At 50.6% G+C, this 17,745-nt stretch carries 7 protein-coding genes; 3 read left to right on the plus strand and 4 right to left on the minus strand.

The genetic code is table 11. From position 1 onward, the window contains the following. Positions 1-50: 50 nt before the first annotated feature. From L6472_RS11540 to L6472_RS11550, 3 genes are all read right to left on the minus strand, one after another. Positions 51-1,892: an Omp28-related outer membrane protein gene (locus L6472_RS11540; protein WP_237808022.1), complete on the minus strand. Its 1,842-nt coding sequence runs from the start codon at positions 1,890-1,892 to the stop codon at positions 51-53. Further along, positions 1,892-4,321, minus strand: coding sequence for a choice-of-anchor J domain-containing protein (locus L6472_RS11545; protein ID WP_237805236.1), 2,430 nt, complete (start codon positions 4,319-4,321; stop codon positions 1,892-1,894). Before L6472_RS11545 ends, L6472_RS11540 begins: the two co-directional genes overlap by 1 nt. 76 nt (positions 4,322-4,397) lie before the next feature. Then, complete coding sequence (locus L6472_RS11550) at positions 4,398-7,769, minus strand: choice-of-anchor J domain-containing protein (protein WP_237805238.1); 3,372 nt, start codon at positions 7,767-7,769, stop codon at positions 4,398-4,400. 313 nt (positions 7,770-8,082) lie between these two features. Here L6472_RS11550 and L6472_RS11555 point away from each other — a divergent pair, with 313 nt between their 5' ends. From L6472_RS11555 to L6472_RS11565, 3 genes are all read left to right on the plus strand, one after another. Continuing rightward, positions 8,083-12,594, plus strand: coding sequence for a translocation/assembly module TamB domain-containing protein (locus L6472_RS11555; protein WP_237805240.1), 4,512 nt, complete (start codon positions 8,083-8,085; stop codon positions 12,592-12,594). Further along, on the plus strand, positions 12,578-14,971 hold the full coding sequence (locus L6472_RS11560; protein ID WP_237805243.1) for a BamA/TamA family outer membrane protein: 2,394 nt from the start codon (positions 12,578-12,580) through the stop codon (positions 14,969-14,971). The genes L6472_RS11555 and L6472_RS11560 overlap by 17 nt, the downstream gene beginning before the upstream one ends. A 115-nt stretch (positions 14,972-15,086) precedes the next feature. Continuing rightward, positions 15,087-16,028: a nucleotidyltransferase gene (locus L6472_RS11565; protein ID WP_237805245.1), complete on the plus strand. Its 942-nt coding sequence runs from the start codon at positions 15,087-15,089 to the stop codon at positions 16,026-16,028. Positions 16,029-16,146: 118 nt separating this feature from the next. On the opposite strand, the gene L6472_RS11570 is transcribed toward L6472_RS11565, so the two are convergent. Continuing rightward, positions 16,147-17,652, minus strand: a complete 1,506-nt coding sequence (locus L6472_RS11570; RefSeq protein ID WP_237805247.1) for a DASS family sodium-coupled anion symporter — start codon at positions 17,650-17,652, stop codon at positions 16,147-16,149. Positions 17,653-17,745: the final 93 nt, after the last annotated feature.

The raw sequence follows: 17,745 nt of genomic DNA on the forward strand, positions 1-17,745 counted from the left end.
ACGCCAACATAATAGCATTGCTCCCATACTTGATTCTACCAGTCAGGGAATCACTTGACAACGACCTTACGGCAACGGCCGTCGGCCTGTCGTTCAACGACGATGCCACGATGACCCTTGGCTGCATCCAGACGCTTACCATCGAGCGAGAAATACTGCGAAGCACCAACCGAGCCCGTTACCGTTGAATGGACAGCAAGCAGAGTGCTCAAAGAAACGCTGTTGGCATTGATGATATCCTCCTCCAGCACGTTATCGTCGGTCACACGGTCGGTGGCCTTTGTCAGCAGTGCTATCACGCTGAGGTTGGCAGGCACGAAATCAGTTGGCACCGTATAGCTGACCTGTTCATGATAGTGTCCTTCGGCATCGGGGGTGAGTTTCTGGCCCAATGGAGCCGTCAAGAAAGCCCGCAACACGTGGTCGTGCAGGTAGTTCTTGTTGGTGGTAGCACGATCCAGAAGCATGTCATAGCTCACCTGCGGACTCTTCACCCGATCCTCGGTGAGCAGCAGCGTGAGTGCCACATCACCGTAGATGGCACGTGCCTCCTCCAACAACTGTCCGTCTGCCTGGATAGTCAGCTGACGAGAGTTCTCATTATAGTCGGCCAACACACCCACCGTGGCAAACGACGGGAACTCCAGGTCTTGCATCACCACATCGCCAATGATGCCAGCCGACATCTCGACGGGGATAGCAGGCAGGTAGTCGTTGACGTCATAGGCTATATAAGCCTCGCCTGGGAAGTATGAGCGGTTGCTGGTGAAGGTGGGATAGGCATAGGCATAAAGTTCCTCCAGATAGCTGGCGCCATCGACTGCCAGTTCGTTGCCCTTGCGGAACACATTGGCAACACAAACCTGTGGAGCTTGCTCCAGCATTTTGCCGACAGCCTTATCAAGGAAAGGCACATAGACCGAGTTCTGGTCGCTATAGATTTCCAGATAGGCCTGACTGCGATTGACGCGCTCGCGATAGATGGCAAACTGTGCCGTCAGGCTCTTCTCCTTATCGTTGGACAACGCCTCACCCTGCAAACTCTTGATAAAAGCCTTGATGGTGTGCATGCCTATAGCCAGATTCTCAGGCAGTGCCACCTCATACTGCCAAGAATAAGGCATCGCACTGGGTACATTTTCGTTAACGGTGGCCTCGACGACAGGCAGGTTGTCTATCTGATAACCCACCACAAAGGTGGTCAGCGTGTCGCGTCCCACATTTTCGAAGTTGGCCAACAGGTCGAATTTTTCGTTAGGCTGCTTGTATTTGAAGCCCGCATCAAAATACGTGATCTGCATGTCGTGAGCAGGCAAATTGCTCACATCGATAATCAGCTGCACACAGAGACGACCGATGCCTGAGATGGGATAGAAGGCCTCGCCGCTACCAAAATTGCCATAGACCATGAAAGAATTTTCCAGATCTTGACCAAAACCGCAGAGAGCACCCTCACCAGCTTGGGCCATCTCACTACTCTCGTGGTAGTCGAAGCCAAACAGATACTGTACATTTTCCTGTATCGTGATGCCCTCGCCATTGAAGAAGACAGTGTTCCAGCCTTCATAGGTTTTCTGGTTCTGCGTGTAAAGTTCAACGACACCCGTTTCTCCTACCTTATTAAGAAACACGCGCGTGCGTCCAACGCTCTGACTGACGGCAAAACGGATGCCCACAATCTTGCATCCCACATAGGGAGCAGTGGTCTTGGCCGACAACAGTGCACCAACAGGATAGACGCCTTCCTGACCAATATAGCCACCCTTTGTGGTGATGCTATCGGTCTGAGTATAGCCCAACACGCGCTGGTTGGGAGCCAAGCCCTGCGCCCACGCTACCGAGAATGACAGCAACAGGGTTGAGAGCAGTGCAACAATGGTATTCTTTGTCATCACTTAACTACTTTTTTATGATTCATAATATACACGCCTTTAGTGGCATTCTTCACTTTCTGACCAGACAATGTGTAGATGTCGGTTGGCAGAGCAACGAGGTTGTAGGTGCGAGGTGTTGCGATGCCATCAACGATGTCCAACTGATACTGGGCCATCTCTGACTCGCCATTCTTATAAATGGCCTTGATGCCAACCACATGACTGCCGGGCTGGACAGCCTGAAGCACATAGCCTGGTGTCTCGGCAGAACCGACCAACTGATTGTCGAGATAGATGTCGAAGCGCACCACATTGCCATAATCGATGACCTCGCCACCATCTTCCTTCCCTACCGTGAAGTCATCAACCTGGGCCAGGAAGGTGTCGTAAGACGTATAGTGCACAGCCAGACGCACGGTCTGACCAGCATAGTCGGCCAACGATGTGTTGTAGCGCGACCACTGACCTGCACTGACAGGATCGGCAACACTCAGCACACGGAAGTCCTCGGGACGCGTGCTGCCATTGCTGATACAGAACTCCATGGTCTCGGGGTAGTTCATGTCGTAGCCTTTGGCGGTGATGGCGAAAGAATAGTCCTCGTGGATGTCGAACAAAGGCGAGATGAGCCACTTGTCATTCTTGCCACGCTGTGCCGAGAAGAAAATCACGGTCTTGTCACCCGTGGGAGCCATGATGGCAGGATCATTGGGAGCCATCGCCGGACGGGTGTTCTTGGGATTGAACACCATAGGTGCGATAGCGGTAGGATTGGTGGCTGTGCCAGAACCAGGGAAGGCCACAATATTGGTCATGCCGCCAAGAGCAATGGGATAGACGGGTTGCTTGTCGTTGTCGATGCTTATCCAATCGCCAAAAGAGCCGGTGGCAAAGTCTTCGTATTCCTCGAAACTGTCGGAGAAGCTCAGCACCTGATTCCAACGCAACGTATAGGTGCCATTCTCGCCCTTTGTTGCAGTGATGTTATAGGGCAGGATGATATGGTCTGTCAGTTCCACTTGAACTTGCCTATCGGCAGAGACCTCGATGGTCTGCTGGTAATCGTTAAAGGCGCCTTCTGCCACATTGAGCAGGTAGGTGCCATTGGGCAGCGAGGCAACCACGGCCTTACCGTCGGCCACCACCAGTTCGTAGCTCTCGCTGGTGGCAGCGTTGACCAACTGCAACAGTTGTCCATCGACCGTCAGCTTGCTGTTGGCCGAAACCAGGAACTCCACCTTCGAGAAATCGGCAGCAGCAGCAATCTCGACAGGAATGGTCACGAGCTCACTTTGTGCTGCTCTATAGACAGCCTTCACACCCAAAGTGTGAGAACCCGAGGGGATATTGTCGATGGTATAGGAATAGGCCTCAGTAGTGGCTATCTCCGTTTCGTCGAGGAAGATATGGAACACCTCGTTGGGGTTGGCGGGCGAACGCAACTGACGAGCAGCAGGAGGAAGTTGCGATTGTCCCACATAGACATTATCCACCATCAGCATGAAAGAGCCGTTGGCATTATAATGGCTGATGTAGCGAATAGCAAACTTCACCTGCTGACCGGCATAATCAGAGAGGTCGTAGGTGAAGGCTTTCCAACCAGTATAGTCAACCGACTCATAGTTGCCTTTGTCCAGACGGACGAAGTCTGACTGAACGGGGTTGTCGGTCTTGGTGGTGACATAGACCATGAAGCGCTCGGGGAAACGGTCGGCAGCCTTAGCCATGAACTCCAGGATATTGTCGGTGCCCACCGTGATGACCGGCGAGATGAGCCAGTCGTCATTCTGATTGCCCGAGCTGGTGCGGGTGAAACCGACATACTGTTTTCCGTCATAAGGACGAAGTATGGGGTAGTCGTACCACCAGGTGGGTTCTACGGTCAGGGGATTGATGATCTGGGCATACTGCATCACGTTGCGGTTGGGATACATACCCAACAGGGCTGCGGCAGCCTCTTGGTCGCCATCGATACCGGTCCAGTCACCAAACTGTGTGAGCCAGCCATCGTAACTTTCGAAATCGTCAAAGAATGCAGGTGCCTCTTTGTTCCACGACAGGGTCACACTATTCTTGCCGGTAAAGACATCATGCTGTGTTGCGGTCTGGAGCGAGAACGGTGTGCGGGTCTTCTCGACCAGTTGCACCTCGACCGTGGCCTCTGCTGTCTCAACCAGAAATTCCTTTTCAGCCTTCTCGAAGCCGGCACGCTCGATGGTCACACGATGCTTTCCGGCAAACACCTTCAGTGTGCAACGGCCCTCGGCATTGAGCGTGAGAGGACCATAGTCGGCCTGATATTCGGTCTGCTCGAGTTTGACCGACTGTCCATTTAATAGGTCGCCTTCGACACTGCTAACCTGAATGGTGAGTGTTTTATCACGGTTCTGTGCCAACGCAGACACACAGAACAAACAAAAGAATAATAAAAGTTTGATATGTTTCATAGCTTTGATAAAGAAAAAGGGTAATGAGCGCACCAACAGTCGGTGCATGGCTCACTACCCTTAAATACTATTCAGTTTAACGGCGAATGGTCTTCACAGTCTTACCGTTTGCGGTCTTAACAACATACATACCCTTACCAAGGTTCTGCATAGCCTGAACAGCACGGCCCTTGGCCACGAGAACACCATTGACGCTATAGACGGTCACCTCGCTATCGGCAGTCATCATGTTGTCGATGGCATTGGGAGTCTGACCCGGCGTCACGTGCGTGAAGGTGAAATCGTCGAAGAATGCCATCCAGTTGGCAGTACCAGTGGTGTGGCGCACAGCAACATAGACATCCTTACCAGCAAAGGCAGAGAGGTCGGCCGTGAAGTGGTGCCACTGGTTCTCGGGGAGATATTCCATCTCGCGGGCAGGCAGCACAACCTTGAAATCAGCGGTTTTGGTGTTGCTCTCCTCGCTGACAAGCACTGTTACCGTGTGGAGGTCGTTGTCGCCAACGAACACGCTGTTCTGTGTGCCCAGGTTGCGAGCATAGAAGTCGAAGGTGGCACCCTGGCCAATCTTCAGCGGACGGCTGATGAGCCAGTCGTCGGCTGCCGAGTTATCATCAGGAGCTGTAGCCACAATAGTACCAATGCCAGAATGAGCTGCCAAGTTAGGATTGTTGTGAACAGCCTGCGTGAAGGCATAACGGCCACCATCGTTCTCAATCTCGGTGAGGTAGTAGTTGGACTGATAGGTCACCTTCTTATCCACATCGATTGTGGTGAAGTCGGCAGTCCACTCATAGTCGAGAGAATTCTTTTCGAAGCCATAGAAGATGACATCCTCAGCCAGCCCCTCGCCCTTGACGGGGAACTCTGCCTTCAGACCACTCTCAAACTCGACGGTCATCACATCCTGAACCTCTTTGGCTGCCTCCTTGGCTGTGAAGGTCACATTGAAAGAGATGCCACCCTCGACAGGTATCTCGGTACCTGCAGCAATAGAACTCTGGAAACTGTTGGTGCCGAAAGTAACGCTCTTAACCTTCTGGGCATTCTTACCGCGGTTCAGCATGGTGATGTCGGCAGACTTAGCGCCCTTGTTGTAGTTCACTTGACCAGCATCCCAACCGTCTTTATTGAAGATGACATAGTCGCCCACGATGCCGTTGATAACAATATTATCGAGGGCTGCTTCGCCTGTAGAGTTGCCATAAGTAGTGTTGACCCAGCGGAACTGAACACGCTTGCCGGCATAGGCTGTCAAGTCGATGGTTTCGTGACGCCAGTATTTCTTGCCGTCAGTACCATCAATCGTGTTCTCTGAGATATAAGAAGCCTGGGTCCAGTTACCATTGACACCAATCTCGAAGACGATATCGCTCACACCATTGCCACCAGGCACGTTCTGTTTCTTCAGCAATCCAGTCTCATCAATCAGCAAATCGGAAGGATGAGCATCACCCCAATCGAAAGAGATGTTCATGTTCTGGCCCTCTGCTGGAAGTACGAATTCGGGCGAAACCAAAATTGAGCTCTCACCCTTATTCTTCCAACCTGTTGCCAGCGAAACGCCCTTACCACCATAAGGATAGATATTATTGGGACTCCATGGCTGGAAAGTGGGGTATGAGCCTGTGGTTGTGCTCAACCAACCTGTAGGAACAGGCATATCCTTATTACATTTGTCGAAATTCTCCTCCCAAGGGAACTCAAGTACTGACGCATCGGGCTGCGTTGTGAACGAGAAAGTGTTAGAAGCGGTTTCACCCTTGTCGTTATAAGCCACGATCTTCCACTTATAAGTGGTCTCATAGGCTGCTTCGGGGATTACAATTGAGAGGGCGTTGTTGACATTTGCACCATCAACGAGGTTGTTCACCTCTGAATTGCTGCCTACAAAAACTTTATAACCAGTAGCGAACTGGGCAGGGCCCCACTCCAGCTTAATGTTCTTGGGATAGATATTGGCTGCGCCACTGGTTGGTGTCAGCAAGGTGGCCTTGCCAGGGGCATCGTTCATGCCATAGACATTGGGCAGCAGCACGCGGTCGAGGGTAAAGTTTGACAATTCGGGAACCTCTTCCTCTTCACCAGAAACAGCAACGGGATATACAAAACGAACATAGCACTCATCACTACCAGTAGGCAGGGTGACCTCAGCGGTGAGAAGCTTATTCAGATGAGCCTCATCGTATTCGCTCTTCCACACTTCGTTCCAGTTGTCGCCGCCATCGGTGCTCACTTCAACAGAAACATCGAGGTCGGGTACGCTCTCGCCCTCATACTGATTGAAATAGGTGAAGACCAGCTTGCCGCCGTTGGTCAGGTCGAGACGGGGTGAACGCAGGGTAGCCTTTGAATAGCCACCACCGCAATAAGCACTGTGATCGCCCTCGATGGCTGCATTGGCCCAGCTCCAACCGTTGTTCTTCCAGCCTGCAGGTGGGAAGTAGTCGTTGAAGGTCTCGATGAGATAGCCATCGGGCAGGAACTGTTTGTTAGCACTCAATGCAATCTTCACATCACCGCCTGTGGTGTGAATGGTCACGTCAGCCTGACTAGGGCTGGTCAGCGTGGCCGTATATGACAACTGGAAGCGCACCTGATCGTTCTTGTCGAGGTTCACGCTCTCGGTATCAATGTTGATACCCACGTTCTCTGGCTTGTCAATACCAGTAATCTTCAGACCATTCTTACCAGTGTTGGTCATGGTGATCACCTCTGTATAGAGTTTCTCACCAATATACATATTGCCGAAGTTGTAACGATCCAAATTAACAGTCGCAACAGGACCTGTAGGCGGTGTGAACTGCTTGACACTGATGTCATCCAGCCAAGCGATGTTGGCACTGGTGGTAAACATCTTATAGACAAAAGCCAGCTTCACCTTCTGCCCCTTCCAGTCGGAGAGGTCCACCTTAGACACATGACGGTCCCAGGTGTTGATAGGGAACACGGTGACACCGCTCTCTTTCAGCATGTTCTTATCCTGAATAGAGAAGACGGTCTCGGCACCTGCCAGATTATCATTCTCGACAACACGCACCTGAAGGTCGTAGCGAGAGTTATCCTGACAGTTCATAGGACTAACCATCCAAGTGAACTGCAACTCGTAGGTGTTGTCCAGATTCAGTTCGGGCGACAACAGGATTTCCTCACGGGGACCCGAACCATCTACAACATTGACATTGACGGGAGCATCGCAAGCAGCACAGCCGGCGCCGCTGATGACGGGACCCGACTGACTGGTGGGATCACGATATTCATTAAACCAGTTATAGCGATAGTTCTCGCCCTTGTAACTATTTACCGTGGTCCATCCAGTACCACGAGTGAGGGGAGATGACTGCGACACTGTTGCGCCAGTCTCGAAATCTTCTTCGAGAATGGTCTGTGCTTGTGAAGTCAAAACGCCAAGAAAAATGGCAGAAATAATTAGTAGTTTTCTTTTCATCTTTGTTGAACTTACATTGTTTATTGTTACTATTTTGGCGACAAAGTTACACATTTTTATTGAATCAACATCATTTTTATGCATAAAACTTTCATTTTATAAGTACAAACCCGCATTTCATGGGGATTACAGGAATGAAAAAAAGGACTTATAATACTTGTATATATCGAAAAAAACATTTACTTTTGCAGTCGTTATAAATATGCAGAATATGAGTAGAAAGGTCAAGCGGATAGGGATTGTGGTCCTCATTCCTGTTTTATTGTTTCTTTTGCTCTTTATATTAATATATGTGCCACCCGTGCAAAACTGGATGGTGCAGCAGGTTGCTCACGTCGCTTCGGAGCAGACGGGCTACGATATTTCCGTGGAACATGTGGATTTGGACTTTCCTCTGGATTTGGGAGTGGACGGGGTCGTGGTGAAAAGCGAGACTGCCGACACGCTGGCCGACATCAAAAGAGTGGTGATCGACGTCAGACTGCTGCCACTGATAGTGGGCAACGTGGTGGTTGACGAGCTGAGCATCTGTGAGGCGAAAGTAAACACACTAAGCCTGATACCCGACATTCAGGTGAAAGGCCAGATAGGACGACTGCAACTGGAGCCCAGCAAGATACACCTGCTGGCTGGCAAGGCGGACTTGAGCACAATCTCACTGGGCGATGCCGACGTGACCATATTGATGAGCGATACGGCTGCCGTAGATACAACAGAGTCTGAGCCCTTACTTTGGCGCATAGGCATTGAGAAACTGACTGTAAGAAACACGCAGGCAACGCTGCACATGCCGGGCGACTCCATGCTCGTGGGTGGCTATATCGGTGAGGCAAACCTACTGGATGGTGACATTGACCTGGGCAAAGAGGACTACAGGATAGGTCATTTCGAATGGAAGAAGGGCCGGGCCTACTACGACCTGCCCTACGAACCACGCCAGGAACGGGGCATGGACTACAACCACATTGCCGCATCAGACATCAACATCAGCATCGACTCAATAGCCTTCAAGAGCCCACTGACGCAACTGATCGTCAGACAGGCCACACTGAAGGAGCAAAGCGGACTTGACATCACCGAACTGCGCGGCGCTGTCAGCGTGAGCGACGCCAACGTCAAACTGGCTTCACTGCTGCTGCGCACGCCACAATCAGACATCAGTGGCAATGCATATGTGGACTTCAGCATTGCAGACTCTGTCAATCCTGGAAAGATGCACATCGACATGATGGCGCATCTGGCGATGAAAGACATGCTGGTGTTTGCACCCGACCTCGATGCAACGATGGTGCGCCACTGGCCCGCCATGCCGCTGACACTGACAGGGCGCATGGATGGCAATATGAAAGAGGCTGAAATCCATGAGCTTTCGGCCGCAATTCCCATGGTTTTCCGCATGGAAACCAACGGTAAAGTGGCCAACTTGATGGACACCGACAAACTGATGGCTCAACTCGACATGAGGGCTGAGACGTATAACATGGGCTTTTTGACACCGATGTTTGGTCTGCCAGCCAACATACGCATTCCCGGTGGCTTATCGCTGAACGGAGATGCTGACATCAACGGGCCTCAATACCATGCAAACCTGTTTGCTCAGCAATGGTCAGGGGAACGTAGCGTCACCGCGAACCTGCAGTTTAACAGAAACACGGAGGCTTACCAAGCTGACATAGACATACACAGACTGGACCTGCATGCGTTCATGCCCAAAGACTCGCTCTACGACCTGAGTGCTATGTTCTTTGCCAAAGGACAAGGACTGGACTTCCAGAACCGCAAGTCGTGGATGGATGCCGAGGGCGAGATCAGCAAGTTGCAATACGGCAAGCTACACTTGGACAGCATCCTGCTGATGGGACACCTGAAGAACGGTCACGGTCAACTGGAGGTGAACGGCAGGAACCGTGTGATTGATGGCGACATCTGTCTGGATGCACGCATCGGTCAAAAGGAGGCTATCTCGCAACTGGGCGTCAGCACCCAACTGAACCTGCTGGACCTCTATGCGCTGGGAGTGATGGACGAACCGCTGCAGATAGGACTGGCGGGCAACTTCAACGTGAACAGCGACCTGAAGCAGAGTCACAAGCTGAGCGGACTGTTCAGCGACATCTATCTGCGGGACTCTGCCAACACGTTCCACCCAGAGAACCTCGGCGTGCTGATCAGTGCACAACCCGACACCACCTATGCCCGACTGCAGAACGGCAACCTCATCGTGAAGTTTGATGCCAGCGGTAACTACGAGAAGCTGATAGACAAGCTGACCATACTCGGCGACACCATCATGGAGCTGAACAATCGCAGGGCGATAGACCAGCAGGCCATCAAACGACTACTGCCAACCATGCGACTGTACGTGACAAGTGGCAGAGAGAACCCGCTGGCAGACATTCTGCGCGTATCGCAAAACATTGATTTCAAAGATTTGGCTATCGACCTGTCCACCTCTGCAGAGAGGGGTGTCAACGGGCAGGCGCATCTTTACGGTCTGAATGCCGACTCGATACGCATTGACACCATTCAGGTAACGCTGAAAGACAGTGACCACGGACTGACGTTCCAAAGCAGGGTGGCCAACAATCGTCGCAACCCTCAGTTTGTATTTACGGCAACTGCAGATGGACTGTTGCAAGAACATGGGCTGAGCCTGGGCGTGCGTTTCTATGACAGCAAGGGCGACTTGGGCTTGCGACTGGGCTCAAAAGTGGAAATGGAAAGCGACGGTCTGCGCTTCACGCTGATGCCCAGCAGACCAACTATCGGTTATAAGGAATTTGCTCTGAACAAAGATAACTTCTTGTTCCTGCGCAACGACTTCAAACTTCAGGCTAAGGTAGATCTGCTGGCCGACGACGGGACGGGTATCAAGGTATATTCGGAAAGTCAGGACTCAACTCTCCTTCAGGACTTGACCGTCAGCCTGCACCGCATTAACTTGGCACAACTCACCGCTGCCCTACCCTACGTGCCACGCATCACAGGACAGCTGGATGGCGACTATCACTTGATGATGGACCAGAAGCGACAAATCTCTGTGGCCAGCGACATGCAGGTGAAGGAGATGACCTACGAGGGAAGCCCGATGGGAACCATCGCCACGGAATTTGTATATCTGCAACGAGAAGACCAGACGCACGCCGTGGAAGGCACGATGATGCAGAACGGCAGAGAGGTAGCCACGCTGAAAGGTAACTACCGTAACAAGAAGGAAACGGGCGGAAAGGAACAACTGGACGCCGACCTGTCGTTGATGCATGCGCCACTATCGCTTATCAACGGATTTATTCCTGACCAACTGATCGGTCTGGAGGGATTTGCCGACGGCGACATCAGCGTGAATGGCTCGTTAGACAAGCTGGACATGGACGGCGAGGTGATGCTCGACTCGGCCTACCTGATCAGCATCCCCTACGGTGTCCGTCTGCGATTTGACAACGATCCTGTGCTCATACAGGATTCTAAACTGCTGTTGGAGAACTTCACGATGTATGCCTACAACGACAACCCTTTGAATATTCAAGGAGTCATCGACTTTGGCGACATGGACAACATGAGCATGAACGTACGCATGAAGGCTACGAACTACCAGCTTATCAATGCCAAACAGACGGCCAAGTCGCTGGCTTTCGGTAAAGCCTTCGTGAACTTCTTTGCCGTGATGCGCGGCCCAATGAACCAACTGAAAATGATGGGCAAGCTGGATGTGCTGGGCACCACAGACCTCACCTATCTGTTGTTAGACTCGCCACTATCGTCAGACAATCAGTTAGACGAACTGGTGAAGTTTACGGACTTCAGCGATTCTACGCAAATGGTTATCGAACGTCCCGCGCCCGAAGGCATGGACATGGACCTCCGCATCAGCATTGATCCCGGCGCACACGTGAAATGCGGACTGAATGCCGACATGAGCAACTATGTAGATCTGTTTGGCGGTGGCGACCTGCGCATGCGTTACAACAACACCGAGAGCCTGACACTGAACGGAAGGTACACACTGACCAGCGGTGAGATGAAGTATTCGCTGCCAGTCATCCCGCTGAAGACGTTCACCATACAGGACGGTAGCTATGTGGAATTTACGGGCGAAGCCATGAACCCCACACTAAACATCACGGCGACAGAACGCAACAGAGCCAGCGTGGGCAGCGATGGTCAGGCATCGAGGAGTGTGCTGTTCGACTGCGGCGTAGTGATTACACAGACACTGAACAACATGGGATTGCAATTCATTATCAATGCGCCTGAAGACATGAGCATCTCGAGTGAACTGCAGGCTATGACGCCCGAGCAACGGGGCAAGCTGGCAGTAACCATGCTGACCACTGGTATGTATCTGGCCGACGGAAACACGAGTGGGTTCTCGATGAACTCGGCACTGAGCTCATTCTTGGAAAGCGAGATCAACAACATCACGGGCAATGCCCTGAAGACCATTGACCTGAGCGTTGGTCTGGACAACAGTACAGACGCCACAGGACAGATGCACACAGACTACTCGTTTAAGTTTGCCAAGCGATTCTGGAACAACCGCCTGAAAGTACAGATTGGCGGTAAGGTCTCATCGGGAAACGAAGCACAACAGAACGGACAGAATCAGTCGTTCTTTGACAATGTGACCATGGAATATCGACTAACACCAACATCGAATCAGTATGTAAAGCTGTTCTACAACCAGAACTTCTACGACTGGTTGGAGGGTTACACCGGTGAATATGGCGGTGGCTATATCTGGAAGCGCAAACTGGATTCGCTGTGGCCACGCAAAGAGGATAGCGACACCATCAAGACTCCACAACCATATGAAAAGAAGAAATAACTATATAGCATGCTTACTGTTGATGGTGCTTGCCGTGTCGTGCTCCACCACCAAGCTGGTTCCCAAGGACGATAAGTTGTTCACGGGACTCACGAAGATAGAATATAAGAACTATGTGGACAATGACTACTTCATTGAGACACAGGAAGAGATAGAAGCGGCCCTGGCAACTGCTCCTAACGGAGCGTTGTTTGGTTCAAGCTATTACCGCACGCCCTTCCCCTACAAGCTGTGGATATACAACTATGCACACGGCTCGAGCGGGAAATTCAAGCAGTGGCTCAACAAATCGTTTGGAAGAGCTCCTGTATTGATGAGCCAGGTGAACCCTGCTTTGCGAGCCTCAGTGGCACGCTCGGTATTAAGAAAGAACGGATACATGCACGGTGACGTGACCTATCAGGAGGTGCCTCAACGCAATAGGAAGAAGATGAAAATCGGCTACACGGTAGTGCTCGACACACTGTACACGATAGACACACTGCAGTACGTCAACTTCCCCGAAAGAATGCAGGCACTCATCGACTCGACCAAAAACGAAGCGAAAATCGTGAAGGGCTCGCCATTCTCGGTGGCATCGCTTGACGGTGAAAGAAACCGACTGAGCCAACTGTTCAGAAACAATGGCTACTATTACTATCAAGCGGGATATGCTTCGTATCTGGCTGACACATTTGATATTGAGAACCACGCTAAACTGCGTTTGCAACTGGCCGACTCGCTGCCCAAACAGGCCTTGCGCCCATGGTATGTGGGTAACGTCACCGTGAACCTGCGGAAGTCCTTCCGTGAGGAGATGACCGACAGCATCGGCCGTAGTTTCCTGAAGGTGTTCTGGGGCGGAAACAAGAAGCATGCGCCCATCAGACCACGCGTGATCTTCCGTGACATGAAATTGCGCTCAAGAAAGGCTTTTAGCTATGAAGACTATCAGCAAACGGTACAGAAGCTGAATGCCACCGGCGTGTTCTCATCGGTTGACCTGCAGTTTGCACCACGCGACCGCGACACACTTGACATGACACTGAACTGTACGTTCGACCAACCATGGGACATCTACGTGGAAGGGAACTTCGTCAACCGCACGATAGGACGCATGGGACCTGGAATAAAGGCTGGTATTGTGCGCAGAAACGCATTTCGTGGCGGGGAGAAACTGGACATCAACGTGCATGGCTCGTATGAATGGCAGACCAGCTCGCAGGAAAGAAACATGAACACGTATCAATATGGTGCCGATGCTTCTGTTGAATTTCCACGCATTGTGGCGCCATTTGTCAGCGAACGACTAAAGCGAGATAAGAACGGACGCTTCAAACGTCCTCGTCGTTTCTTTGCCACGCCATGGACCATTGCAAAGATATCTACCGACATCGTCAATCGTCCTGACTACTATAAGATGCACATCGTCAGCGGTGAATGGACCTATCGATGGCAGATGAGAGAGAGTACACGGCATGAATTCTCACCACTGACACTGAAATATCAGTTTATCAACACCCGCACTCAGCGCTTCGACGAGATGCTGAATCAAAATCCGTACCTGATGACATCCATGGATGACTACTTCATCCCGAAAATACGCTATACACACATCTACCAAGGTTCGGCCAGCAAACATCGTTCACCGGTGCACTGGGAAACCGTCATTGAGGAGTCTGGCAATGTAGTGGCTCTTTATGATGTGCTGATCCAGGGTCACGGATGGAACGAGAAAGGAAAGAAACTCTTTAAAAATCCCTACTCACAATATGTGAAGATTGAGACAGACCTGACCAAGACATGGAAGATAGACAACAAATCGCAACTGGTGGGTCACCTAAATGCTGGCCACATGTGGTGTTTTGGCAACTCGGATGATGCGCCCTTCAGCGAACGCTTCTATGTTGGCGGTGCAAACAGCATCCGCGCTTTCACGGTGCGCAGCATTGGCCCCGGAGGGTTTGGTGGTCAAGTCAACAAACAGATGTCGTACTTGTTGCAGAATGGTAACACGAAACTGGTGATGAATCTGGAATACCGCCGCCAACTGTTCGGCAGTCTTTACGGTGCCATCTTTCTTGATGCAGGCAACGTGTGGAACAACACTGACTACAGTATAGACCAAAGCACCGCGACAAACAGCGACGAACTGTCATTCATTGAGAATTGGAACAAAGCAGCCAGCGAAACAAAATTCGATGCAAGAAATCTGCTGAAGCAGTTGGCGACCGGCACTGGTCTGGGACTGCGCTACGACCTCGACTTCTTGGTGGTGCGTATTGACTGGGGCTTTGGTCTGCATGTGCCCTATCAAACGTCGAAAAACGGTTATTTCAATATCCCACGTTTCAAAGATATGCACTCACTGCATTTTGCCATCGGATACCCATTCTAAAGGTGTGAGACAGAGACGTATATGGCACTTTTCCAAAAAATCATTTGGCTACTTCAACAATTAATAGTAACTTTGCAGCATTAATATTTCAACTATAATTAAAAAGAAAAGAACAATGAAGCCTACTTTATTCTTGCTCGCTGCTGGCATGGGCAGCCGCTACGGTGGCCTGAAGCAGCTTGATGGTCTGGGTCCCAATGGTGAGACTATCATGGACTATAGTATCTACGACGCCATTCAGGCTGGATTCGGCAAAATCGTATGGGTCATCCGTAAAGACTTTGAAGAGCAGTTCCGCACTCAGATTCTGGCTAAATACGAAGGACAGGTACCTTGCGAGCTTTGTTTCCAAGCTCTCGATGCACTGCCCGAAGGTTTCAAAGTACCCGAAGGACGCGTAAAGCCTTGGGGCACGAATCATGCAGTATTGATGGGTAAGGACGTTATCAAGGAACCTTTCTGCGTCATCAACTGTGATGACTTCTATGGTCGTGATGCTTTTATGCAGATTGGTAAATATCTGAGCAACCTGCCCGAAGGTGCCAAGAACCAGTATGCGATGGTTGGCTTCCGCGTAAGCAACACGCTTTCTGAGAATGGCACGGTAGCTCGTGGCGTATGTGCATACAACGACAAGCGTCATCTGACCGATGTTGTTGAGCGCACCGAGATTGTACGTTGTGCAGAAGATGGTTCTAAAGCAGGCGATGCCAATCAGCCTATCCGCTTCAAGGATGAGAACGGCAAGTGGGAGGCACTTGGCGAAAACGTCCCTGTATCTATGAACATGTGGGGCTTCACTCCTGACTACTTTGAGTACTCAGAGGCATACTTCAAGGAGTTCCTCAGCGATCCTAAGAACATGGAGAACCTGAAGGCTGAGTTCTTCATTCCCTTGATGGTCAACAAACTCATCAACGAAGGCACCGCCACCTGCGAAGTGCTCGACACAACCAGCGTTTGGTTTGGTGTTACCTATGCAGCCGACCGCGAGGCAACAGTGGCACGCATCAAGAAGTTGGTTGACGATGGCGTATATCCCAACAAGCTGTTCTAAGCTTTAACAGATAGCAAGCATAAAAATAGCGACCTCATCTTCGGAATGAGGCCGCTATTTTATTAGCTATTATAATAATATAATGTGGGATTTTCCATCCTAATGCGCAAGACACGCATTAGATAATATGGAAAGTGCCCATCAGATAAACCAAGCCAAAGCCCAATATCATCGATATGAAACCCATGATGATACCTATCTTCGACATTTCTTTCTGCTTGACATAACCAGTTGCGAAAGCAAGAGCATTTGGTGGAGTAGAGATAGGCAGAATCATGGCAGATGAGGCAGCGATAGCCACACCGATAAGAACGGTTGGTGTACCTCCGATAGGTGCAAGTTTGTCGCCCATTGCACCGCAGACCATTGCCAAGATTGGCATCAGCAAGGCTGCAGTAGCTGAATTTGAGATAAAGTTAGACAACAGATAGCAGATAGCACCACCGATGAGCAGGATAAGTAGTGGTGAGAACTCACCGAAGGGGATGCTCTCTACGGCATTGGCCGCCAGACCAGACGCGTTAAGACCATAACCAAGTGCGAAACCGCCTGCAACCATCCAGATAACGCTCCAGTTAATCTGCTCAAGGTCGCGCTTGTTGATAACGCCTGTGAGTGCAAAGATGCAGAATGGAATCATTGCCACTGTGTTGGCGTTAATACCAGTATAACGGTCAGAAAGCCAAAGGACTACAGTAATGATGAATGTAACGATAACTACCCAAGAATGGAATCCCTTCTGCATACCACCATCAATCTTTAGCTCAACAGTCTTCTGACTGAAGGGGAAGAACTTAAGCAACAGACGCCAGCTGATGAACAACAGCAACATAACCAGTGGGAACATGAACATCATCCACTGTCCGAAGCCAAGGCCCATATTCAATCCCTCAGGATCATTAAGATACTTCAAGGCAATAGAGTTTGGAGGCGTACCGATAGGCGTCCCCATGCCACCGAGATTGGCCGCTACGGGGATAGACATTGCCAAGGCAACACGGCCCTTACCTTCTGGAGGAAGCTGATGGAATACAGGTGCGAGGAATGTGAGCATCATTGCTGCTGTAGCGGTGTTAGACACAAACATGGAGAACAGACCCGTGATGAGCAGAAAACCCAAAAGTACCATTTCACTTCGTGTTCCGAACGGACGGAGCAGCACTTTAGCCAACTGTGCATCGAGGCCAGTCTTTGTGGCGGCTATAGCCAACACAAAACCACCGATGAACAGCATGATGATAGGATCGGCAAACGATGCCATCACACCTTTATGAGAGAGAAGAGTTCCAACTTCGTCTGGGTTTACCAGCGGTGCTATGCCACTGTCAGAACAGAATAGCAGCATCAGTACGATGATAGAAATAGATGTTGCCCATGAAGAAACGATTTCTAAGATCCACATCAGCGTAGCAAAAGCGAAAATGGCTATGATGCGCTGTTGAATGACTGTTAACCCGTCAATACCAAACATGTCGGATGGCAAGAACCAAAGCAGCAGTGTGACGATAGCTACCGTTGCAATCTTTGCTGCAGTCTTACATTTGTTACCTGGGTGATATTTACGTTCGTGACGCCATTTCCTGGCTACGTCAACAAGTTGAGTACCTATGTGTTGGTGTACCATTTTGTTTAATTGTTTTTGTAATTTTTATAGTTTGATTACTAAAATTCGAGCGCAAAGGTACAAAAAAAATACTTATAAACACAAATAATTATT

Origin of the sequence: Prevotella sp. E13-17 (genome assembly GCF_022024035.1) — a bacterium.
Lineage (GTDB): Bacteria > Bacteroidota > Bacteroidia > Bacteroidales > Bacteroidaceae > Prevotella.

Excerpts from the sequence above, each read along its gene's own strand:
- L6472_RS11570 (WP_237805247.1), bottom strand. The coding sequence starts at position 17,652 with ATGGTACACCAACACATAGGTACTCAACTTGTTGACGTAGCCAGGAAA.
- L6472_RS11555 (WP_237805240.1), top strand. The coding sequence starts at position 8,083 with ATGGTGCAGCAGGTTGCTCACGTCGCTTCGGAGCAGACGGGCTACGAT.
- L6472_RS11560 (WP_237805243.1), top strand. The coding sequence starts at position 12,578 with ATGAAAAGAAGAAATAACTATATAGCATGCTTACTGTTGATGGTGCTT.
- L6472_RS11550 (WP_237805238.1), bottom strand. The coding sequence starts at position 7,769 with ATGAAAAGAAAACTACTAATTATTTCTGCCATTTTTCTTGGCGTTTTG.
- L6472_RS11540 (WP_237808022.1), bottom strand. The coding sequence starts at position 1,892 with ATGACAAAGAATACCATTGTTGCACTGCTCTCAACCCTGTTGCTGTCA.
- L6472_RS11545 (WP_237805236.1), bottom strand. The coding sequence starts at position 4,321 with ATGAAACATATCAAACTTTTATTATTCTTTTGTTTGTTCTGTGTGTCT.
- L6472_RS11565 (WP_237805245.1), top strand. The coding sequence starts at position 15,087 with ATGAAGCCTACTTTATTCTTGCTCGCTGCTGGCATGGGCAGCCGCTAC.